This window comes from Nitritalea sp. (assembly GCF_054166705.1).
The window spans coordinates 13,511-35,601 of record NZ_JBSZCV010000002.1 but is presented as its reverse complement, the minus strand read 5'-3'; the positions used below and the strand labels follow the sequence as shown (position 1 = coordinate 35,601).

The following is a 22,091-nucleotide window of genomic DNA, read 5'->3' as shown; positions in this document are numbered from 1 at the left end:
GGCCTGTTCCTGATACAGGATGATGGAAGAAAAAGAGCCGCGCGTGCGTAGGGTTCTGATCACAGAAGCCGCCATGGAGGTGATCGATACACTGCGCAAGCGCTATCCGGATGGACTGATGTTTCATCAGAGTGGTGGCTGCTGCGATGGCTCCTCGCCGATGTGTTTCGAGAAAGGAGACTTTAAGATCGGCAGCAGCGATGTGTGGTTGGGGGAAATTTATGGCTGCGACTTCTTTATGAGTGCAGATCAGTTTGCCTACTGGAAGCATACCGAACTCACCCTAGACGTTACGCCAGGGAGAGGGAGTAGTTTTTCGGTGGAGATTCCTCTAGGGGTACGCTTTCTGATTCGTTCCCGCGTATTTACGATGGAAGAGTTAGCGCGTCTAGAGCCTGTAAAAACAGGAGATTCATTTCCTGCAGTTTAGCCGATTTTATTCCCTACGGGAAATTAAAACGTCAAACGGACTTCTGTTTGGCGTTTTTTTTCGTCTAGCGCTAGGAAAAATACGTGATAGATGTGAGGATAGCAGGTATAAATAAGAACATTCTGTTAATAGCGCTGTTAATTTAGAAACCATCTATAAACGTTCTGGGGTAGCTGGAATCTCCGAGAACTACCGAATATGGAATGGTATTTGTTAAATTTTGTTAACATAATTCGTTTTTCACGAAAAGTAAATCAGATGAAGAAGATTTTCCTATTACTGTACGTGGCACTGCCAGTCTTTTTATTAAGCAGCACTTTACAGGCCCAAATTCCAAACGTAAACTTTAACGTGGTCAAAAACGACCTAAATGAGGGCAATCTCCTTCCTGCGGAGGAGGCCTTTTTTATTCGAGGCGCCCTGCCAAAGGATATTCACTTTGTAGAGGTGAAGGTCAAACCCAGCGATCGACGTACGGCTACCGCCCACCACTACAACTGGAAGACAGCATTTGATTTCCGAACAGATCAGTATGAGTTGTTCGTATCAGAACCTTTAAAAAGTAATGAGCGCTATGATTTTGAATTTGCCTTTTACGAACTGGCTTCGAAAGAGGACATGAAAGAGGTGAAGACGCTACTGGGAGAAAACTTACGCTCTTACCTGAAGGCTAATTTAGAGGTGACCGCTTCAGGCATACGTTCTTTCCGATCGGATCGTGTGATTTTACGTCAGCTGGATGCGATCGTGGAGCAGGGCCTGACGGATTATCGCCATTACTTGGATCGTGATTTTCAGGGTTTTTCGGATGTGGTCAAGCATAAACTAGCCCAAAAAGATAAAATTCGCCTTAGAAGAGCCCGCTTTAATATCATCCGCTCCGAACGCGGAACACAAAAAGAGGAGGACAAAGCTGTCTACGCTGCCACCTACATGGAAGAGCTTTTCGATTTAGTCGAGAATGAGTTAGAACAGTATCTCAGCCGTTCTTTACTTACCCTGGTAGACATCCGCAGTGTACGCAACTACCCTACTGAGCGCTTACAAAACAGCCTTCCGCTGAATGTAGGCTATGGGGCCTTTGCCGTGAGGCGCTCGCTAGGCAGCACGCAGTACTTTAATGGGCCCTATGTGGGCTTGAGCTTGCCGCTAGGCAATACGACTTTTACCAAGTTTTTAGGTAATGCTTCTCTATCAGCGGGTGTTTTTGTGCAGAACTTCGAAGCGGAGGGAATGCAGATTTCAGGGCCTTTCGTGAATTTACCGATCTATGTAGGTCTTGGATACCGCGCCTTTAATGTGCTTCGCTTTAATGCGGGCGCCGTGCTGATCGACATGGAAAATGGTGGTTCTGGAACTATTTACGCACAGCCATTTGTGGGCTTGAGTTTGGAATTGAATTTATGGTTAGGATTTAATCAAAAGAAACGATGAAAAAAAGCAGCTATGTACTTATAGGTCTGCTGATTCTGTTTCTTCCTCGTTTTTCGAGCGCCCAGCAGGCCGACTTCGCTTGGCGCCTGGGGTTTTCAGGTGGTTTTAGCACGTATTATGGAGATCTTTCTCCTGTACGCTTTAGTGGCCCTTTCGAGCGGGAGGCTATGCGTCATCTGCTCACCTATAATCCGCATTACGCCGATAGGCCCTCTTTCCGGATAAGCCTGGAGCGTGCGCTGTCTCCAGGGTTGGGTGTGCAGCTGCATTATGGGCAGTACCGTTTCGGGATGAATGACCGCTTCGTACGTCCTGATGGCAGTTTACAGCTAGATGCACCGAATTTCGATCGGGCGCTTAATTTCCGTAGCGACACCTACGACTTGGGCTTTAATTTCGTTTTTCGTTCCGATAATGGACGTCTCCTCAGTGAGCGTGCCTTTATAGCGCCTTATTTCACTTTAGGTGGGGGGCTGATGCTCTACGATTTGCGGGCCGACATGCGAGACGATGCGGGGAATCCCTATGTTTTTTCCGACCCTAGCCTGGTACAAAATCGTGTTTTTGAAACGCGCCTGCTGGATTTTCAGACCGAGGAGAGGCCGAATGACGGGTATGCCTTTTACTTGAATGCAGGTTTAGGAGTACGTTTTCGGCTGAATGCACGTTTTGAGTTGTTCGCACAGACGGACATCATGCATGCATTTTCGGATCAGCTGGATGGTGTGGGGGGTAATTTTCGGGAGAGCTATGCGAGTGATTTCGAAGCCTTTTTAGCATCCCCGGGCACAGGCGGTGCGGGCATCGAACCAGGTGCCCGCCGCGGAGATCCTTCCTCAGGTCAGGACTGGGTGCTTTTTCATGGTATTGGACTGAAATATAGTTTTGGCGCGCAGCGCAATGATTTCAAGGCGGCCAAGCTTTCTACCCCTCGTCCTTCTTATTTGGAAGCGAGAGGAGATATCGAACGTGCGCGCGAGGAGGCTGAAAAAGCCCAGGCGCGTCGTGAGCGCGAAAAAGCGGCAGCAGATTCTCTGGAAAGGCTTCAGCTACTAGAGCGGGTGGCCTCCTCCCGTGGTCAGCAGGAGCGCGTGGTGAATCATTTTTATATCGAGACACCGGACTACGCTCAGCTGGACCGGATGGATGAACAGATGCAGCGCTTGCTCTGGCAGCAGGAAATCGATCGCCGCGAGCGGCAAAAGCTTGCCAATAAGCAGGCAGCCAGTCAAAATAGCGCCTTGCTCAGCACGTTTGCTGCGCAGCGCGAGCTATTGCGCAGGGACACGCTTTTAGTGGCGGAAGAGCGGGACTCCAGTTTAAAAGCGACAGAGGATCGAGTGCTGGAATTGCGCTACGCGCAATACCGTCTCGAACAAGAGGAACTTCGTTTAGATGCTGAAATCGATAGCTTACGCACCTTAGCGGTAGGTCCCGTTACTCCTTTGGCTAGTGGCGCTTCACGGACGCGGCTGGAAGCAACTGCTGTGGATCGTCGCGCTCTGGCGAAAGAAATGGAGGCCTATATGCTGCGCGAGGGTTTCGAGTGGGATCCGGAGACGACGCGCAGCCTAGAAGAAGCCCTGTTAATGCCTATCTCAAGTTCCGATACAGTAGGGAATCGTTCTGTACAGCTGCAGGAGGAGCGCAGTGCTCGATCGCGAAGAGAGGCTGTAGAACAGTCTAGTCAAGAAGAAGCGGTCAAAGATTCGGCTGGTCAGGAGCGACTAGCGGCTGATGGGCAAACCAGGAGGCAATTTTCCTCTTCTGATATGCGGGCTGACTCTGTGCAGCAGCAAGCCTTACAGCGTCGTATCGACACCCTTTACATACGGAATGAGGCCCAGGAGCCTACTCGCGTGGAACGTGTAGAGCGCGAACGTTATGTGGAAGATGAGCGTATGCAGCGCAGGATGGATCAGCTGGATCGGGAGTCGCGAGCCTTACGCGAGGAGCGAGAAGCATTAGCGACGCAGCGGCAGCAGCAACAGCAAGCGATGGGGACGTTAAACCGAGCGGGAGCAGTGCGCTCGACCGCGGGCGCGGGTGTAGGGGAGGGGGCTGGATATAACGGCTCAGCAGCGGCCACGGCCAGTCCAAGCCCTTGGTGGCCTTTTGCCGGAGGGCTAGCGACCGGCGTGGCTGTAGGTTCGGCTGCATCTAATGGAGCTGGCACCCAGCAGAGTGGCGTTTCGACCACAGTGGGAGCACGTAATGTCGTAGCTTCCGAGCCGAGAACGCTAGAGGAACGCCTAGAGGCTGCCGCCTACGAACAGGAAGTGCTGCGTAGACAGCAGCTCGCGCTGTACACCTTGTCAGAAAGTGTGCTGCGCTTTCCGATCATGGAAGATAGCGAGCGAAGAGAGTTTGAGCAGCTGACTTCTGTAGCGGTAGGGGAGGCGGAGCAGGTAGCGGCGCCTCGGTTTACACAAGGGGGGCAACAGCCTACGTCAGAAACTCAAAAAGCTTTAGCAGCAGTAGAAAAGCGTCTAGCGGAAACGGAAGCGGAATTAGCCAGTCTACGCGCTGCGCGTGAGGCTACGGCCAACTTGGATCGTACGGAGGTCCGTTTGTTAAACAGCAAGGTAGAGGTATTCTTTGGGATTAATCAGCGCCAAGCGAGTGAGGAAGAAATCCAAAAGCTGGAGGATATCGCCCGCTTTGTGAAGGAGCGTCCAGGGTATCGCCTGCAGTTAATGGGTTTTGCAGATAATACAGGAAACATTTCCTATAACCTTCGTCTGATAGAAGACCGCATCGCGTTTATTCGTGAGCAGCTGATCGAAAAGTTCGATGTACCAGCTGATCGGGTAGAAAAAGAAGTGGGTGGCTTAGTTGTTCGTGGGCGTCAGTCTGGGACAAATGACGCCGACCGAAAAGTAGAAGTGCGGATAGCAGCACTGGAGGAGAAAAGGTAAGCTAAAAAGAGAAGTTGAGAAAAGACCCTGTATGGGGTCTTTTTTTCTTACTCTTGATGTCGCCTCAAGCGTGTAGAACAAGCAGCCACAACTGGTGGGGTAGATCGCTGTTTGTTGTGCATAAAAAAAGACCGATGCTTAGGGCAAAGGTCTTTTCATGTTCTTTAGAAAACAGCTTATTTTTTATACATCACCTGCTTGACAGCATCGATGGTTCTTTTCACGTTTGGAATGGTGGTTTCGATGTAGGTAGGCGCATAGCTCAGTGGTACATCCATGGAGTTTACACGAATCACAGGGGCGTCTAAGTAATCAAAAGCATTTCGCTGAATAGAATAGGTTAGTTCAGAAGAAATGGCAGCTAAAGGATTGGCTTCTTCTACCACGACACAGCGGTTTGTCTTTTTTACCGAGTCTAAACAAGTTTTATAGTCGATCGGGCGCACTGTTCTCAGGTCGATTACTTCCGCCTCTATGCCCTCTTTTGCTAATTCTTCTGCTGCTTCCAGGGCGACTTTCATCATTTTACCAAAGGAAATAATGGTGACATCTTTGCCTTTACGCTTGATATCGGCTACGCCAATAGGAAGCAGGTATTCACCCTCTGGAACTTCTCCTTTATCTCCATACATGAGCTCAGATTCCATGAAAATGACGGGATCATTATCACGGATCGAAGATTTTAAGAGCCCTTTTGCATCGTAAGGATTAGAAGGGACGACTACCTTTAAGCCAGGGGTGTTCGCGAACCAATTTTCAAAATTAGAAGAGTGAGTCGCTCCGAGTTGTCCTGCATTACCTGTGGGACCACGGAAGACAATCGGTACACCGTACTGCCCACCAGACATGGCGAGCATTTTAGCAGCCGAGTTGATAACTTGATCTATCGCTACTAGCGAAAAGTTAAAGGTCATGAACTCGATGATAGGTCTTAAACCGTTCATGGCAGCGCCAACACCTAGTCCAGCGAAACCCAGCTCCGCAATAGGGGTGTCGTATACACGATCTGGCCCGAATTCATCTAGCATGCCTTGGGAAACTTTATAGGCACCGTTATACTCCGCCACCTCTTCTCCCATGAGAAACACGTTTTTATCGCGTCTCATTTCTTCTGTCATGGCTTCTCGAAGGGCCTCTCTAAATTGTATGACTCTCATTTTAGTTTCGGTTTACAGCTCGTAAAAATAGGAAACTCTCCCTCAATTACAAAACCGAAATCGCTTTTCGGCACGCTCTTATGCTTTTAGCGAAAATGCTAGGGTTTTTCCACAGGCTTTCCTGCTTTTTCCCAGGCGATCATGCCTCCCTTGAGCTCGTAAATTTCAGCTATGCCTAGTTTTGCTAGCAGTTCAGTAGCAGGCTGTGAGCGATTTGCCGAGCGACAGTAGACGTAAAATTTTTTCGTTCGGTCTAGTTTCGCAACTTTTTCTTCGAAACTGTCCTCAAGTACATCGGCGAATGCAGCACCAGCGATGTAGCCCTCGCGAATTTCCCGCTCCGTACGTACATCTAAGAGAATGATATCCTCTGGCTTCTCGGCGGCCAGATAAGAGGCGAATTCTTCCGCATCTAAACGAATAATTTTTTCGTTTTGCGCCTGTGAACAGGCCGCAAAAAAGAAGGTCAGTCCCAATAAAAAGAGAGACAGCTGCGGTGAAATAGGTAGTCGGTGCATAGGGTGCGAGTTTTTTTTAGAATGTTTCTCAGCTTGCAAAACACTGTTTTCGCATTCTTTTTTTAGGATTAAGCTTCAATTTACAGCTTTTCTCTTGTAAATGAAAATGAAGGCAAAACTTGTTTGGATGGTGTCCCTACGAAAGGGCTGCTGAACTCCCTCTCATTCACTGATTTAACAGGTCGAAAGGCGAATATTCTCAGGAAAATAGGTATATTTGATTATTGAAAATAGGAATTACTAAGCCAAATGAAAAATATTGTTTTACTATCCGATACACATGGCTACTGGGATGCGCGCATTGCCGCTTATCTCGAAGAGGCGGATGAGCTCTGGCATGCTGGGGATATCGGCGAGCTGCAGCTGGAGGCGCTAGTGCCCAAGCATGTGCAGGTACGTGCCGTTTATGGAAATATCGACGATGAAAAAATTCGCCTCCGCTATCCAGAATTTTTGCACTTTCAGGTAGAAGGCCTTAAGGTTACTCTCGTGCATATCGCAGGTATGCCGCCGCGCTATGCGAAAGGAGTAAAAGCGATCTTAAAGCAAGAGCAGCCGGACTGGTTGGTCTGCGGACATAGCCATATTTGCCGCGTCCAAAAAGACGATGGACTCGGCCTGTTATATGTGAATCCTGGTGCTGCTGGCAGAAAAGGCTTTCACCGGGTGAGAACGCTCATGCGCTTTCGCCTGGATGCAGGAAAAGTGTCCCACATGCAGGTGATCGAGCTCGGACTGCGTGCAGCACCCGCTAAAGAATTACAGTTGGGATAAAAAAATAGAGCTCTCCACGAAAGCTCTATTTTCAGTTACATACCCTCCGTATACACGGAGAGTCCTGTTTACTTATCAAAAGATTTTTTTAACTCCTCTACGTCCACGTTTTTAATCACGGGCTTTGCTGTAAGTTGTTTAATTCTCGCAACGCGTGAAGTAGCTGCTTGTCTTCTTCTCTTTAGTTTTCTTTTTAGCGTAGTAACGGCCATGGCTCTATTAATTTTATCTGTTAAATGCTATCTATTAAAGGACTGCAAAAATAGGAAATATTTTTTGAAAACCATGCAGGATGCCTTAATCTGAGGTGATTTATTTCAAAAAACGGGGTAAGCGGGCAGCTAGAGGCGGGCTCTCCACATGAAAAGATAGCGCCTTCCAAAAAATAGGCGTAAATTGCGCCACTAAAAAGAAGCGATTCGCGATACTCCCCATGCAAAAACCTAGTTTACCTAAGGGTACCCGAGATTTCGGTCCTGCACAAATGGCCAAGCGCGCCTACATCTTGCGCACCATTACTCAGACATTTAAAAAGTTCGGTTTTCAAGCGCTGGAAACGCCTGCCATGGAAAACCTGAGTACCCTTACCGGGAAATATGGAGACGAAGGGGATCAGTTGCTCTTTAAAATTTTAAACAGTGGCGATTTTTTGAAGCAGGTTGCCGCGTCTGATTTGGCCGAAGGCCCCGCCCATATCCTGCCGAAGGTGGCGGAAAAAGGGCTACGCTACGACCTGACGGTGCCTTTCGCGCGTTATGTCGTGATGAATCGGAACGAGCTCGCTTTTCCTTTTAAGCGGTACCAGGTGCAGCCTGTTTGGCGTGCGGACCGTCCGCAGCGTGGCCGCTACCGGGAATTTTACCAGTGCGATGCCGATGTGGTCGGAACGGAGAGTTTGCTCTGTGAGGTTGAAATCATCGCCATGATCCAGGAAGTCTTCGCTAACTTGAAGATTGAAAATTATCAATTGAAACTAAACAATCGCAAAATCCTTAGCGGTATCGCCGAGGTGATCGGTGCAGCAGGCAAAGAATCGGCTCTCTGTGTGGCGATCGACAAGCTGGACAAGATCGGCTGGGAAAAGGTCCAGGAAGAGCTGGCAGAGCGTGGATTTCAGGAGGGAGCGCGTGCAGCTCTCGCGCCGCTGGTGGCACATAGTGGTGACGTGGAGGAGACTTTGGCCTTTTTAAGCAGCTATTTAGCGCCTTCAGCGATCGGAATGGAGGGTCTGGAGGAGCTGCGCGAGGTGTTTTCCCTGCTGCAGACCTATGGGGCTTCGCCCAAAGGAGTTGTACTGGATGTTATGCTCGCTCGTGGGCTTTCGTATTACACGGGAGCTATCTTTGAGGTGCAGGTCCCAGATACAGGCATTGGTTCTGTTAGTGGGGGCGGCCGCTATGATAACCTGACCGGCGTGTTTGGCTGGGAAGGAGTGCCCGGGGTGGGCTTTTCCTTTGGCGTGGATCGCCTGTATGATGTACTGGAAGTGCTGCAGCTGTTTCCAGAAGAAGCCGTAGAGGTAAGTGATTACCTCTTGGTGCACTTTGATGCGAAGGGCTTTCAGTACGGGCTCAGCTTACTGGCCAAGCTTCGTGCTGCAGGTCTGGCCGTAGAACTCTATCCCGAGCTGACGAAGATGAAAAAGCAGCTGGCCTATGCCACCAAAAAAGGAATACGTAAGGTATTACTTTTAGGAGACGATGAAATCGCAGCAGGTCAGGTGACAGTGAAAGATCTCGAGGCAGGCACGCAGGAAATGCTTCCATTAGAAGCTCTCCTCAGACAGCGTGGATAGGAATAGTGTAAACGTATTCGCATCCAGCGATTATAAAAATCGACTTCTGGGTGACTGTTCCTAACATTCGAGGAAAAGATGAAGTTATAGGAAGAGGCATGTGGTATTATTTAAATTTCACATGCTTTTTTATTCCTTATGCGATGAGGTCCTCTTTCTTTAACTCTTGGGCACTACTGCTCTTTTTATCCCTTTTCTGCCTTACATCTACCACAGGATTCGGGCAAGCTGTGCCTGCCCTTACAGGTCCGGAGGTAGTGTGTGCGCAGTCCGGGCAGCTGGTGAGCTTTTTTGGTGGGGGTGAGCCCCAGCAAGATCGCTATTTTTGGACTGTCCAAAATGCTGCGGGGGATACCTTAGCGAGTCGCTCCGGAGGGGAGGATTTACAAGAGCTGCGCTTTGCCTTCACGAATACGGGTACTTTTACGGTGAGTTTACGCGTTCTTCGAGGTCCCTTCGAGCTGCCGGTATTTACCGGAGCCCAGCAGGTGCGTGCGGTGCAGGTGCCCGCCCCTATCCTGCGTCCTGATTTTACGCTTTGTGCAAACGAAACTGTCACGTTGCAAGCTGTCGATCCCAGCACAGAGGGCCTGGATGCCTTTACATTCGAATGGCGTGATGAAGCCGGAAATGTTATCGGGAATGCAAATACGCTTGCCGTACAAAACGAAGGGAGGTTTTCCGTTCGGTATTTTTTAGCTTCAGACAGTGGCAGTTCCTGTGCGAATCAACTGGAAACCTTTGTAGGAAATTTCGGTGACATTCAGTTTACCTTTCCGGATGAGGAGGTCTGTGAGGACCAGACGGTGCTCATCGAGAGCGACAGCCCTTTTGCAGGCAATTGGTTTTTCCTAGATGCTGCGGGCACAAGGCAGGCGCTTCCCCGTGGTGTCAACCTGACGCTGAATCCGCGTGTCCAGCTCCCGGGGCCCGGCAGCTACACGATTATCCAAGAGGTTCAAAACCCCGATAATCCAAATTGTCTGGTCAGCGGTCAGTTTTCGCTGACGATTTTACCCGCACCTCAGCTCGAGGCGGAGGTGCTCCAGGGGGCTTCCTGTGAAGCGGCCACGGGCCAATTGCGCCTGAGCGCCACCGATACACCGCTGCAAGTGCGGAGTACCTCCAACCCAGAGCTTCCTACCTTTGAGCTACTACCGGGAAGTCCTCAACTTTTGGATGGTTTGGCGCCTGGGGTATACACCTTTTCTGTGGAAAATGATTTCTGTCTTTCCGCCCTGGTGCTCACGGTCCCGAATGAGGCACCCAGTCCGCTAAGTTGGAGCCCTGAGCCGCCCGCCTGTACTGAAGCTGGCGTAGAAAATGGTGGATTTCGCTTAGCGCTGACGGAGGATATCCCGGGAATCTATAGCCTGACATCCCGAACCACAGGGGAGGAGGTAGCCGAAGGACGACTGGAGGGACAGGGGGATGCCATCCTCGTGCGTCTTCCGCCTGGAGCGTATCAGTTGAATTTTATCGCCGATAGCCCCTCTGGTGGATGTGCCTTTCCGGAAGAAAGCATCTTGGAAGTAGATATGCCGGACCAGGTGCAGTATAGCGCTCCTACCACACTTCGCAGCTGTGGGCCAGCTCTTTTAGTACCCGCGGCGGATGAACCCCTTGCCTACAGCATCCGCTTCCCCGATGGCAGTGTCCAGGCCTTTTCTGAAGACATTCCGCTTACACAAGAGGGACAGTATGTCCTCACAGGGCGGCCTCTAGCAGCGGATGACACACGCTGCCCAAGGAGCCAAAACATACAAGTATTTATTTTTGATCCCGTCCCGGTTAATCCCGTTTTGATCGAGGAAGACTGTTCGGGTAATCTATTCTTTGAAGCTCAGGTCGAGGATCCAGCCCTCGCGTCCGAAAACCTAAACTTCCGCTGGTATGATGCCGACGGCGCCATTATCGGCAGGGAACAAGTGCTGCTCATCACACGTCCGGGCAGCTATTCCATGGAGGCACTCCGTAGCGGGGTTACGGCTTGCCCGGATGGTCGCGTGCCTTTGGACGTTGCCCCTATTTTAAGTCGTGTGGCCGGCGAGTTAGTAGTCAGCGCTTTTTGTGAAAATGACTTGGAAGGCAGCATCGATCTTTTGATAGAGGAAGACGCGGAAGGTGTAGATGAAATTCGCTGGCAGTTTTTCGATGCCGACGGCGAAGTGCAGGAGCTCACTGCCTTTGCGAACCAGCGTGCCATAACTATACGCGAAGCGGGCACCTATGAAGCTGTTTGGTTCCGTCAGCTTCTAGGCGGACAGCGCTGTGAAATTGGTCGTGATGTAGTACTGGTGATGGCATTGGAACAGCCGCTGTCGCCGAGTCTGGAACCGATGTATCCTTTTTGTGAGCGGAATGGACGTCGCCCCTTGATTAACCCCGGGATTTTTGAAACCTATCGTTGGGAGTTGGATGGGGAGCTGCTGGCCACCTCGTCCACGTTTCGTCCTTCGCGCACGGGTTTGTACACGCTGACGGTAGGCAATGCTTTTGGCTGTGTCCGGCAGGAGCAATTTCTAGTTTTCGACGATTGTGCTCCTTTTGTGGCTTTCCCGAATGCGCTGCGCTACGATCAGGCTGATTCGGAGCTGCTTTTCTGGATGCGAGCGGATGTACTACGAATAGAAGTTGAGGTTTTTTCTTCCACTGGAGCGCTGGTCTTCTCCTGCGCAGCCACGAATGCGGGAGAGCTTGTTCCGGTTTGCCGCTGGAGCGGCAAAGTAAACGGAGAGCGCCTTCCGTCAGGGGTTTATCCGATGCGGGTGCGGTACTTTACCCGTAATCCTGGTTTGGATGGCCGGTATGACCGTTCCCTAGTGATCCTGCAGTAGGGTGGGCTGCAGGAAGGCTGTCGGGAAACTGTTGAGGAAGTGGCGGCACACAGAAAAGCCCGCAGACTGTTTATGCCTACGGGCTATATGCCAAAGTGGAGCCTACTTTTAGCTGAAAGTGCTATGTCGGGCATATCCGACCGTCGGTAGCGGTGTGTGCTAAAGGTGTACGGAGGTGCGTGAAGCCCCCCGGCTCTTCATACAATTTTCAGGATGCTGTGGACAGGTATGTGCACGCCGCCTTTCAGTTTAATGAACTGCTCTCCCACTGCCCACACGGTGGTATACACTTCATAATGCTCACCGTCCACAGCTTCAAAACGGATGCGTACTTTATTCTGCAGCAGGTTGCCTAGCGCTTGGGCACGCTCTAAATCCGCTCTGCGGAGGCTTCTTTCTTCCACTGTATGCAGTACTTCCTTGGCGCTAAATTTTAAATTTGTGATTTGCTCTTTCTCAATCGCTGTTACCGTTTTCATGGCATTTGTTGTTTAATGGTTCGAGACATATATACATGATATCTTTCCCTAAAGTTCCTATTTTTAAGCGAATTTTTCGAAAAAATCGGATATTTGGTAGAATAGCTTTTTTATCGGGTCCATTCAGAATAAAATTCTGTGTTACTACTTGTATTGGAGGTCGCCACTTTTCACAAATCTTATAAGGCAACTAGGGTTATGGCAGATAGTTTATTTTACCCTAAAGCTTAAGTCCTTATCTTATAGGGCATTAAGGGTAGGTTTTTAGGGGAGTGGAGTAGCGTAAATTTTGGCGCTCAGCGCCCAAGGCCTGCCAGAAGTATCTATTCTATTCCCGGTGGACGCGCTTTCTTTCACCATAGTTCCGAAAACAGGGGATTTTATGTATTTTTACTGACGTAAATGATAAACGAGAAGAGCTATGTTTGATATGATGGGCATGATGAATAAGGTAAAGGAAGCACAGGCCAAAATGAAGGAAGTGCAGGATAACCTTGTTCATGTGCAGGCAGAAGGTGAAGCTGGTGCGGGCATGGTCCGCGCTGTAGTGAATGGCAAGCGGCAGGTACTTAGTTTAGAGGTAGATGCGTCTTTACTAAATCCTGCAGACCGCGAGATGGTACAGGATTTAAGTGTGGCAGCCGTAAATCATGCCCTTGCTGCTGTGGAGATAAAAATTAAGGAGGAGATGAAACAAGCCACGCAGGGCATGCTTCCGAATATTCCAGGCATGAATCTGAGCGATATGTTTGGATGAAACCAGGAGCGATCGTATTGTTGAATTTTAATGGGGAGAAAGTGCTGCCGGATTTTCTCCCTTCTGTTTTACAGGAGAGCAGCTTGCCCATTTACGTGATCGATAATGGGAGCTCAGATGGCTCAGGGGCCTACCTGCGCATGTATGAGGCAGAGGGACGTTTAACGGTTTTACCCTTAGCCGATAATTTTGGTTTCGCGGAAGGCTATAATCAAGGCCTGACACAGTTAAAAGGGCAGTACCGCTTCTTTATACTATTAAATACAGATGTGCGCGTCACCCCTGGCTGGGACCTGCAGCTGCTACAATTTTTAGAGCAGCAGGGGCCTCAAGCCTTCGCCGTGCAGCCGAAAATCTTAGACGCGAAAAAGCCCGATTATTTTGAATACGCTGGTGCAGCGGGGGGATATTTAGATCAGTATGGCTTTCCCTTTTGTCGGGGACGTGTCCTGACACACTGCGAGCAGGACTTGGGGCAGTATGCCGATCCCGTCACCGTGGACTGGTGTTCAGGAGCCTGTATGGCGGTGGAGGCAGCAAGCTTTTTTTCGCTGGGGGGATTTGATGCAGATTACTTCGCCCACATGGAGGAAATCGACCTCTGCTGGCGAGCGCGAAATGCCGGACTGGTGCTCTGGTGTCTGCCCGCCGTGCGGGTCTACCATCAGGGAGGGGCTACCTTAGCTGTGGCGAATCCTAAAAAGACGTTCTTAAACATCCGGAATTCCTTACTGATGCTTATGGATCGCAGTTCTATCGCTTCACAGCGGAGACTTTGGCGGGCACGCCAGCTGTTTGACCTGCTGGCCATGGTACATTTCCTTTTTCAGGGAAAATGGGCGCAGGCGGATGCGGTGCGGGCAGGCCGCAAAGCTGCTGTTCAGCTTCTCCAAAAACGTCCAGCGCCCCCCAAGCACCTGCGAGGGCCTATCAGCCAACGTGAACCCGTGCTGCGCTCGATTATTTTGGCGCGTTATTTGAAAGGTAGCCGCACATACCCAGAACTGTAAGGGATGGGCTTAATCGAAAAGTACCGGATTATTCATCTTTCGGATGTATTTTCGTACTTTCATCATCATCGCCAAGCTTACATAAACGATGATCGGGGAGCCCAGCGTGACAAAAGAGGCGTAAATGAAAAATAAACGAATACTGTCGATAGGGAAGCGTAAACGTTCACCCAGCTTAGCGCAAACGCCAAAAGCCCGGTCTTCAAAGAAATGTTTTACTTGATTCATGACGCTTTTTCGTTTAAAGGTGACCTAATGTAAGGAATAAAATCGATAAATTCATAAGCTAATCAATAGAATAATGTTTAATTCAAGGGTAGTTTTTTTCGTTTTTTTGCTCACGGCCAGCATATTTTATGGTTGTAGCACTCAAAAATCACTATACTCTTCGGCATTCGATGGGATAGAGGCCAATCCAGAGCTGTTAACGCTACACCGTGATTCTATCCGCGTGGAAATAAAGGGCCCACTTCCACTTGAGGTCCTTGCCAAAGACCGTGCCATCACCTTGTATCCGGAATACCACTATGGGCAAGGAGCGCTCCGACTCGGCGAGTTCGAGGTGTTTAATGGTAAATTTACGCCTACCGATCGACGGGTGGATGTATCGCTCCAACTCACCTTTCCTTATTTGCCGGGCATGGAAAAGGGCAGGCTGGTCTTAAAGGGACTTGCTGAAGATGCGAAGGGCTTAAAAACCATTCCTGAAAAGGAAGTGGGCAAGGGGCTAATCACGCTTCCCCTGCTTGCGCGCTTCGGGCAGGTGATCCTAGATGAACCGATCCCCGTCGTGGGCATGTACATGGAAACGTACTTGAACCCAGAGGCCTACCTGGAAGAAAAAATTCACACGATAAAATTTGCCTATGGAAGTGCGCAGCTCACGGGAAATCGCCTGACAAGTTCAGAGTCCGGGCCCATTACTTCGCTGCTACAGCCTGGAAAAACCTTACGCAAAGTAAGCATCCTGGGCACGCATGCCCCTTTAGATGCGGATCGTCGTGATGCGAACCTGGCGCGTATGCGTGCCACCGAAACCGAGCAGCGCATCCGTCAGCAGCTGCGTGGACTCGATGTGCCCGTGGAGGTCAATCATCGAAATGCTGACTTGTTTGACCTTCGGGTGCTGATCGCCGATTATAAAGGGCTTAATGATCGTCAAAAAGCTGCTTTCTATGAGGTGCTGCTGAGTGAAAGTGCTTATGAAAATCAAATTGCAGAGCTGCGTAAGCTCCCTGGATATGCCGCTGTCCAGCGCGACCTTTTCCCGCTTTTGGCCTCGGCCAAGGTTACCCTCTACACCGAACCCTCGGACCAAACGAAAGCGGCCATCGCCTCTCGCGTCTATGCGGCGGTTCGAAATGGAGAAGTGCTGCGGAACCTCAGCGAGGGAGACCTGTTGGCCGCTGCCCAAGATGCCCCCCAGCTGAGTGAAAAGGAGGCCATCTATCGATACATGGAGCAGCATTTCCCATCCGCTACCGCCACGAATAATCTGGGGGTGGTGTTTCTCAACCAAGCGCAGCGTTCCCTCGATCGTAGAGAGCGTAACATTTTGATCACGAATGCTATCGCGCAGTTTAAGACAAGTGCCAACATGCAGCAAAATCCAATCGCTTACCATAATTTAGGCAGGGCCTATCTGATGTTAAACGATTATTTCGAGGCGTATGTGGCGGTTTCGCAGGCTTCTTCTATGGAACGTAATTTGAACAATCCTTTCCTGAAGGAAAACGAAGCCTTAAGAGGTGCTATCGACATCATAAACGGGGATTACCGTCTGGCTACGGTCCGCTTAAACCAAGCTCCGCGTACGGAGGAGCACTTGTTCAACTTGGGTTTGGCTTATTTTCTCTCGGGCGAATATGAGAAGGCGCAGGTGGCCTTTGAGGAAAGTGTGCAGCAGAATCGCTCCTATGGCTACGGATTTTATGGTTTGGCACTCGTAAATGCGAAGGTGGGCAAGGATGAGGACCTGGCACTCGCCTATCTGCAGAAAGCCGTCGCCTATTCGGATGCTTTGCGCCAGCGGGCGCTAACGGACCTGAGCTTTGAGGCATATCGCCAAAACGAGCGCTTTATTGAGGTCTTTCGCCCCTTAGAATTATGGATGGATGGTAGTGGCCCCGTAGAGGGAGCGACAGAGGCATCCACAGAGGAAGTGCCGTAAGGGGCTGGTTCCAGTACGAGAACGTCCTACCGGACAAAATACCCTACCACAAAAGCTTCCTTAGATGGAGGCTTTTGCTGTTTTAGTGCGCCTCCTTTTCGTCTACGGGGACGAGCTCTTTTTGATCTTTTGGGAGGGTGAAGAGGTAAATAAAGGCCATGCTAGCGGTAATGGCGCCGATGGAGAAGACCAGCGGGAAATTTTCGACACGGTTGTTAAAAAGCCATCCACTTACCAGGGCTCCTATGCCGATACCGGCTTCGAGGGCGATGTACATAGTCGCCAGCGCCCGTCCTCTTTTTTCATCTAAAGAGAGGTCGATTGTCCATGCCGAGATGGTTGGGGAGTTCATGCCCACCGAAGCACCGAAGATGATGCCTCCGACGATGAGCTGCCAAGTGGTGGTGGAAAAAGCGATGACCATCATCGCCACTGCCATCGAGCTAGTCGCCACTTTCATCACAGGAATACGGCCATAGCGATCTGAGGTTTTGCCCGCTATGATGCGTATGCCTAAGGAGGAAAGGGTGAAAACGGCGAAGAATAGACCCTTGTTTTGAATGCCCAAATGCTCGGAGTAATCCGGAATGATCGTCAGGATGGTACCGAAGGAAAAGACGGTCAAAAAAAGTACCAGCGAGGGTACCAAGACTCGTTTTTCGATCAGCTCCGTCCGGTTCAGCTTTAGATAGGCACGACGCATCGGTTGTTTATCTGGCAGCGTTTCCTTCAGCCTTAAAATAATCAGGATGGACAGCACCGCCGTGGCGGCAGAAGCATAAAAGAGGGTATTGATATCGAAGGCAGCGGCGATATAGCCACCTGCTGCCGGGCCGGCCGCCATGCCGAGCGATCCGAAAAGCGACTGAATGCCCATGGCCTCCCCTCTGCGCTGAAAGGGTACGATGTCGGCCACATAGGCGGAGGTGCCTGTAGGGGTGAAGCCTGCCGAAAATCCGTGGATGAAGCGAAGTAGCAGAAATCCCGCCACCGTCGTCAGCAGGGGGTAGAATAGGCTGACGCCAAAGCATACGGCTGCACCCACCACCATAACAGGTTTTCTCCCGATTTTATCGGCTAGCTTGCCACTAAAAGGGCGCGAGAGGCCAGCTGTCAGCGTAAAAAGAGCGATGATCAGGCCCTTATACTCCTCTCCTCCTAAGCTGCTCAGGTAGGCAGGTAGCTCCGGAATAATCATATTAAAGCTCGCAAAAAATAAGAAAGAGCTCATGCAGAGCACGAAAAAGTCGAGGGTAAAGAAGGTGGGCAGGAATCGCATGCAGGTACTTCGAAAAGGTCGATTAGGAAATCGGAAAGAGAATAAAGGAGCCGCGGGAAGGAATGGAAAAGCCTGCGGCACCACTAGGATGCCGCAGGCCGAAAAGGGGATGTACCGCTAGAGACGCTCGGTCTAGGAAGCCATACACCACCTGTCGCATCAGTTTTCTGAGCCAGCCTCTTCTTCGCTTTGAGCTAGGAGATAGGCTTTAATAAATTCATTCAAGCCCGCACCATCTAACACCGCTTGCACATCGGAAGTTTCATGGCCGGTGCGCGCATCCTTAATTAATTTATAGGGATGCAAGACATAATTCCGGATTTGGGACCCGAAATCAACGCGCAACTTAGAAGCTTCGATTTTGCTGCGCTCCGCGTTTCGCTTCTCCATTTCCATCTGGTACAGTCGAGACTTCAACATCTGCATCGCCTTTTCCCTGTTGGCCAACTGGCTGCGTTCCACCTGGCAGACCACGACGATCCCAGTCGGCTTGTGCGTCAGCTGCACCTTGGTTTCGACCTTGTTGACATTTTGGCCTCCGGCCCCACCCGAACGGGAAGTCTGCAGCTCGATGTCACCCGGGTTAATGTTGATTTCGATCGTATCATCCACCACCGGATAGGCATAGACCGAGGCAAAAGAAGTATGCCGGCGGCCACCGCTATCGAAGGGGGAAATCCGCACAAGCCGGTGTACGCCGATTTCAGATTTCAGGAAGCCATAGGCGAGAGGACCGTCGAATTCCAGTGTGACGGACTTGATGCCGGCGACTTCACCTTCCTGAAGGTCTACTTCTTTTACTTTGTAGCCGTTTTTTTCGCCCCACATGATGTACATGCGCATGAGAATGCTGGCCCAGTCATTACTTTCTGTACCTCCTGCCCCGGGGTTAATCTCCAGCATGGCGCTGAGCTGATCTTCTTCTGAGCTCAACATTTTTTTCAGCTCCAGTTCTTCTACCGCTTGCTTGGCTTTCGTGTAGTCTCGCTTGATTTCCTCTTCTGAAACCTCTTCAGCGGTATAAAACTCGTATAGGACCTCTAAGTCTTGAAGGGCTAGATGGACTGCGTCGTATGCATTTGTCCAGGCCTTGCGGGCCTGAATCTGTTTCATGGTTTTTTCGGCCTCTTCGGGGTCATTCCAAAAATCGGGCTGGGCAGATACCAGCTCTAAATCTTCTATTTCTGCTCGCTTCTTATCGTAGTCAAAGATACCTCCTCAAAGCCGAAACGCGGGCTTTCAAGTCTTTCAACTGGTCTAGTGTCATAATTTCTTTCGTTTAAGCCTGCAAAGGTCGATATTTTTAGCCAAAAAACCTATGGAAATTCTGCTCTCCTGAGGAGGCATTCGAGGGCCTCAGGGCGGCCACGTTTTTTTTCCGGAAAAACCACTTCGCCGGCTGTAAAAAAAAGGTAGCGGATTTTTCGTAAACAGGCCAGACCTCCGGCTTAGCGTATGGGGTCCTCTTCGTAGAGCAGAATGAGCTGCATCTTGTAGGCTTTTCCGATTTCCACCGTAGACGTTCGCAGGCGGCGAATGGCGATGCCTGCGGCGATCATAGCGGCAGAGCTGATCCAAACGCCTTGGCTGATGGATAGGCGGCCTTCTTGGTTCAACTGGTTCACGGTTTCTGCCCCGAGGAAGAGTAGCCCGCCTCCGATAGCAACCGTACTGACATTCGTGATGGTCTGGTTACGGCTGTCTTTTTTCGAAATGTCGACCGCTTCGATGCGCTCCACGGTCAAGACATTTTCTCGCATTTCGATCAGGTCAGACTGGATGTTGACGATGCGATCAGTGACGAAAAAAGGCTCTCCTTTCAGTTTGTAGGTGAGATCTTCGCCCACACGAAAGCGCATGGCAGTCCGTTTCTTCGCTCCTTTTTGGATGAGTATAAATTTGTCGACAGGTTCTACTTTGGGTCGTGCCCCCTGGGCAAAAAGGCTTCCGCTGAGGAGAAAAAGTGTCAGTAGCAAGAAACAAAAGGGCTTTCCATTAAGCAAGCAAAGCCCTCGGTCAAATCCAAGGGCTTCCTTTTCCATGTCCTTAAAAGCGGGAGCATTAAAGTGTGATGATCCAACCATGGGTGTCGGCTTCTTTACCATATTTTATCGCGTCTAACTTGGCCAAAACCCGATTAGAGAAGGCATCAGCAGTTTTTTCTGGGAGGTCATAGACCGCTCCGCCTACGCCGATTCGGTTAATGTGTGCGATCGTAGCCGCTGTACCTGTCCCGAAGGCTTCTGCTAAGGTGCCACTTTTTAGGGCGTCTTCCAGCTCGGTCACCCGTAGGAAGCGCTCTTCCACGGGAACGCCCATTTCACGCGCCAAGGTAAGGACGGAGTCTCGCGTGATGCCTTTTAGGATCGTACCTGTACTCGTCGGCGCGGTGATAAGCGTGCCTTTAATCAGGAACATCACATTCATCGTGCCACTTTCTTCGATATGCTGATGGGACTTGGCATCTGTCCAGAGCAACTGGTCGAAACCTTCTTTTTGGGCTAGAAGGGCAGGGTAGAGGGAGCCCGCGTAGTTGCCGGCGGCTTTGGCGTAGCCCGTACCCCCTTCTGCTGCTCGCGCATAGGAATCCTCCACCTTCACCGAAACTGGCTTGGCATAGTAATGTCCTACTGGACAGGTGAAAATAATAAAAGAGTATTTTTTGGAGGGGCGGATGCCCAGGTAATCGTCTGTAGCGAAAATAAAGGGCCGGATGTACAAGGAGTAGCCCGCACGGTTTGGAATCCAGTCTTGGTCCACCTCCAAGAGCGTCTTTAACCCTTCCATAAAGAGCTCCTCCGGTACTGCCGGAATGCACATGCGCTCGGCGGACGCATTTAGGCGCTGCTGGTTAGCATCTGCCCGAAATAAAAGCGTCTGCCCGGCCTCATTTTTATAGGCTTTCATGCCTTCGAATACCGACTGCCCATAGTGTAGGGTCGCATTCGCAGGGTTTAAGGCCAGTGGGGCATAGGGCTCTATGCGTGCATGCGACCACTCGCCATCTTCATAGTCAGCGATAAACATGTGGTCAGAAATGGTCATGCCAAATACTAAGTTATCGAAATCCGTTTCTGCCAGCCGCGACGTTTCAGTGCGGGTGATGTGGATCGGAAAGGTCGTGTTACTGCTCATACGATGCGGGGGTTCCAAGTGACTTCCTCAACACCTAACTCTTGGGCATTCATACGGCCCAAAACGAAAAAGTAATCGGAAAGTCTGTTGATATAGGTAATAACTAATGGATTCACGTTTTCTTCTTCTGCCAGTGCGATACAGGCACGCTCAGCGCGGCGGCATACGGTGCGGGCCAGGTGGCAGAAGGAAACCACGGGGTGCCCTCCGGGCAAAACAAAGTGCTTTAAAGAAGGCAACAGGGCGTCCATTTCGTCCATGGCTTGTTCGAGCTGCCGGACATCCTCCTCGTGGAGATCCGGCTTTTTAACTTTAGCTGCTTCCGGAGCCGTGGCTAGATCTGCGCCGATGGTGAAAAGGCGGTCCTGTATCTCTTTTAAAAAAGGCGCCCGACCAGCATTGACCTCTTGGTCACGCACCATGCCTACATAGGCGTTTAACTCATCCACCGTGCCATAGGCCTCGATGCGCATGTGTGCCTTCGAAACACGCTTGCCGCCTAATAAGGAGGTCTGGCCGCTGTCACCTGTTTTCGTGTAAATTTTCATATTTCTCCTGCGGCAATCTTTTCTCTCCGCTGACGCAAGATAAGAAGATCGTCACTTCGTTATTGGGTTTAATTGCTAATTCGCTATAGCTTCTTTTTTTCCGCGTGTAGGATTCGGGTTGACCCTGTCGGATTCGATCAAGCCATCCTTCAGACGAACGATCCGATGGGCATAGTGTGCGATATCGTCTTCGTGAGTCACCATGATGATGGTATTTCCCTGAGCATGTAGCTCATGGAAGAGTTCCATAATATCATAAGAGGTCTTGGTATCCAAGTTACCTGTCGGCTCATCCGCTAATATGATGCTGGGGGTATTCACTAAGGCCCTGGCGATAGCCACACGCTGCCGCTGTCCGCCCGAAAGCTCGTTCGGCTTGTGCATCACGCGATCTCCCAGGCCCACACTTTCCAGTGCTGCCCGGGCTTGATCTTCGCGGCGGCTTCTGCTAAAACCAGCATAGACGAGCGGTAAGGCCACATTTTCCAAGCAGCTCGCTCGCGGAAGTAGATTAAAGGTCTGAAAGACAAAGCCGATTTCTTTATTTCGAATTTCTGCCAGCTCATTTTCTGTCATGTCACTGACGTCTTTGCCGTTTAAGACATACTTTCCACCGGTGGGTGTGTCCAGGCAGCCGATGATATTCATTAAGGTAGATTTTCCGGAGCCGGAAGGCCCCATAAAGGCCACATACTCACCCTTATTCACCTCGATACTCACTGATTTTAAGGCACGCACCACCTCCGAGCCCATGCGGTACTCTCGGCTGATGTCTGTTGTTTCGATTATCTTTCCCATAGCGCTGTCGTCATTATCTCTCGGAGAAGTGCTCTCTACTCCGAAAACTTAA

The 22,091-nt window shown here is 50.5% G+C and carries 20 protein-coding genes; 9 read left to right on the top strand and 11 right to left on the bottom strand.

The window, feature by feature from the left end; translation table 11 throughout:
• Positions 1–22: 22 nt before the first annotated feature.
• From ACXIT9_RS00500 to ACXIT9_RS00490, 3 genes are all read left to right on the top strand, one after another.
• Entirely contained in the window at positions 23–430 is a 408-nt protein-coding gene (locus tag ACXIT9_RS00500) for a DUF779 domain-containing protein (protein WP_458054361.1), read from the top strand.
• A 258-nt stretch (positions 431–688) separates the two neighbouring features.
• Entirely contained in the window at positions 689–1,864 is a 1,176-nt protein-coding gene (locus ACXIT9_RS00495) for a hypothetical protein (protein ID WP_458054289.1), read from the top strand.
• Positions 1,861–4,782 (top strand): hypothetical protein, encoded by a 2,922-nt coding sequence (locus tag ACXIT9_RS00490; RefSeq protein WP_458054288.1) that lies wholly within the window; start codon positions 1,861–1,863, stop codon positions 4,780–4,782. Before ACXIT9_RS00495 ends, ACXIT9_RS00490 begins: the two co-directional genes overlap by 4 nt.
• A gap of 176 nt (positions 4,783–4,958) precedes the next feature.
• Here the strand turns inward: ACXIT9_RS00490 and ACXIT9_RS00485 are convergent, their stop codons facing one another.
• The gene (locus ACXIT9_RS00485; RefSeq protein WP_458054287.1) at positions 4,959–5,939 is read right to left on the bottom strand and encodes a pyruvate dehydrogenase complex E1 component subunit beta; all 981 of its coding nucleotides are present in this window, start codon (positions 5,937–5,939) and stop codon (positions 4,959–4,961) included.
• Between the two features lie 98 nt (positions 5,940–6,037).
• The gene (locus ACXIT9_RS00480) at positions 6,038–6,457 is read right to left on the bottom strand and encodes a rhodanese-like domain-containing protein (RefSeq protein WP_458054286.1); all 420 of its coding nucleotides are present in this window, start codon (positions 6,455–6,457) and stop codon (positions 6,038–6,040) included.
• A gap of 249 nt (positions 6,458–6,706) precedes the next feature.
• On the opposite strand from ACXIT9_RS00480, the gene ACXIT9_RS00475 reads away from it, so the two are divergent.
• From ACXIT9_RS00475 to ACXIT9_RS00465, 3 genes are all read left to right on the top strand, one after another.
• Positions 6,707–7,231, top strand: a complete 525-nt coding sequence (locus ACXIT9_RS00475) for a metallophosphoesterase family protein (protein WP_458054285.1) — start codon at positions 6,707–6,709, stop codon at positions 7,229–7,231.
• A gap of 433 nt (positions 7,232–7,664) precedes the next feature.
• Positions 7,665–9,026: a histidine--tRNA ligase gene (gene hisS / locus ACXIT9_RS00470; RefSeq protein WP_458054284.1), complete on the top strand. Its 1,362-nt coding sequence runs from the start codon at positions 7,665–7,667 to the stop codon at positions 9,024–9,026.
• A gap of 143 nt (positions 9,027–9,169) precedes the next feature.
• Positions 9,170–11,863, top strand: coding sequence for a hypothetical protein (locus ACXIT9_RS00465; protein ID WP_458054283.1), 2,694 nt, complete (start codon positions 9,170–9,172; stop codon positions 11,861–11,863).
• Positions 11,864–12,060: 197 nt separating this feature from the next.
• Here ACXIT9_RS00465 and ACXIT9_RS00460 read toward each other — a convergent pair whose 3' ends face one another.
• Entirely contained in the window at positions 12,061–12,342 is a 282-nt protein-coding gene (locus ACXIT9_RS00460; protein WP_458054282.1) for a hypothetical protein, read from the bottom strand.
• A 421-nt stretch (positions 12,343–12,763) separates the two neighbouring features.
• Between ACXIT9_RS00460 and ACXIT9_RS00455 the strand changes: the two genes are divergently transcribed.
• Positions 12,764–13,099: a YbaB/EbfC family nucleoid-associated protein gene (locus ACXIT9_RS00455; RefSeq protein ID WP_458054281.1), complete on the top strand. Its 336-nt coding sequence runs from the start codon at positions 12,764–12,766 to the stop codon at positions 13,097–13,099.
• Complete coding sequence (locus ACXIT9_RS00450) at positions 13,096–14,109, top strand: glycosyltransferase family 2 protein (RefSeq protein ID WP_458054280.1); 1,014 nt, start codon at positions 13,096–13,098, stop codon at positions 14,107–14,109. Before ACXIT9_RS00455 ends, ACXIT9_RS00450 begins: the two co-directional genes overlap by 4 nt.
• 9 nt (positions 14,110–14,118) lie before the next feature.
• Here ACXIT9_RS00450 and ACXIT9_RS00445 read toward each other — a convergent pair whose 3' ends face one another.
• A complete protein-coding gene (locus ACXIT9_RS00445; protein ID WP_458054279.1) occupies positions 14,119–14,337 on the bottom strand; it encodes a PspC domain-containing protein in 219 nt (72 codons plus the stop codon).
• 73 nt (positions 14,338–14,410) lie between these two features.
• Between ACXIT9_RS00445 and ACXIT9_RS00440 the strand changes: the two genes are divergently transcribed.
• Positions 14,411–16,279 (top strand): tetratricopeptide repeat protein, encoded by a 1,869-nt coding sequence (locus ACXIT9_RS00440; protein WP_458054278.1) that lies wholly within the window; start codon positions 14,411–14,413, stop codon positions 16,277–16,279.
• An 82-nt stretch (positions 16,280–16,361) separates the two neighbouring features.
• Here ACXIT9_RS00440 and ACXIT9_RS00435 read toward each other — a convergent pair whose 3' ends face one another.
• The 7 genes from ACXIT9_RS00435 to ACXIT9_RS00405 form a co-directional block, all read right to left on the bottom strand.
• The gene (locus ACXIT9_RS00435; RefSeq protein ID WP_458054277.1) at positions 16,362–17,558 is read right to left on the bottom strand and encodes an MFS transporter; all 1,197 of its coding nucleotides are present in this window, start codon (positions 17,556–17,558) and stop codon (positions 16,362–16,364) included.
• A gap of 22 nt (positions 17,559–17,580) precedes the next feature.
• Positions 17,581–17,718 carry a hypothetical protein gene (locus tag ACXIT9_RS00430; protein ID WP_458054276.1) on the bottom strand — a complete coding sequence of 46 codons (138 nt, stop codon included), beginning with the start codon at positions 17,716–17,718 and terminating at the stop codon, positions 17,581–17,583.
• Positions 17,718–18,825 (bottom strand): peptide chain release factor 2 gene (prfB, locus tag ACXIT9_RS00425; protein WP_458054275.1). Its coding sequence is split into 2 segments (ribosomal slippage): positions 17,718–18,764 and positions 18,766–18,825, totalling 1,107 coding nucleotides; the frame shifts between segments, so codons are not numbered across the junction. The genes ACXIT9_RS00430 and prfB overlap by 1 nt, the downstream gene beginning before the upstream one ends.
• 181 nt (positions 18,826–19,006) lie before the next feature.
• Positions 19,007–19,642, bottom strand: a complete 636-nt coding sequence (locus tag ACXIT9_RS00420) for a hypothetical protein (RefSeq protein ID WP_458054274.1) — start codon at positions 19,640–19,642, stop codon at positions 19,007–19,009.
• Complete coding sequence (locus ACXIT9_RS00415; protein WP_458054273.1) at positions 19,620–20,693, bottom strand: branched-chain amino acid aminotransferase; 1,074 nt, start codon at positions 20,691–20,693, stop codon at positions 19,620–19,622. Before ACXIT9_RS00415 ends, ACXIT9_RS00420 begins: the two co-directional genes overlap by 23 nt.
• Positions 20,690–21,241: a cob(I)yrinic acid a,c-diamide adenosyltransferase gene (locus ACXIT9_RS00410; RefSeq protein ID WP_458054272.1), complete on the bottom strand. Its 552-nt coding sequence runs from the start codon at positions 21,239–21,241 to the stop codon at positions 20,690–20,692. The genes ACXIT9_RS00415 and ACXIT9_RS00410 overlap by 4 nt, the downstream gene beginning before the upstream one ends.
• 75 nt (positions 21,242–21,316) lie before the next feature.
• Positions 21,317–22,039: an ABC transporter ATP-binding protein gene (locus ACXIT9_RS00405; protein ID WP_458054271.1), complete on the bottom strand. Its 723-nt coding sequence runs from the start codon at positions 22,037–22,039 to the stop codon at positions 21,317–21,319.
• Positions 22,040–22,091 lie beyond the last annotated feature (52 nt).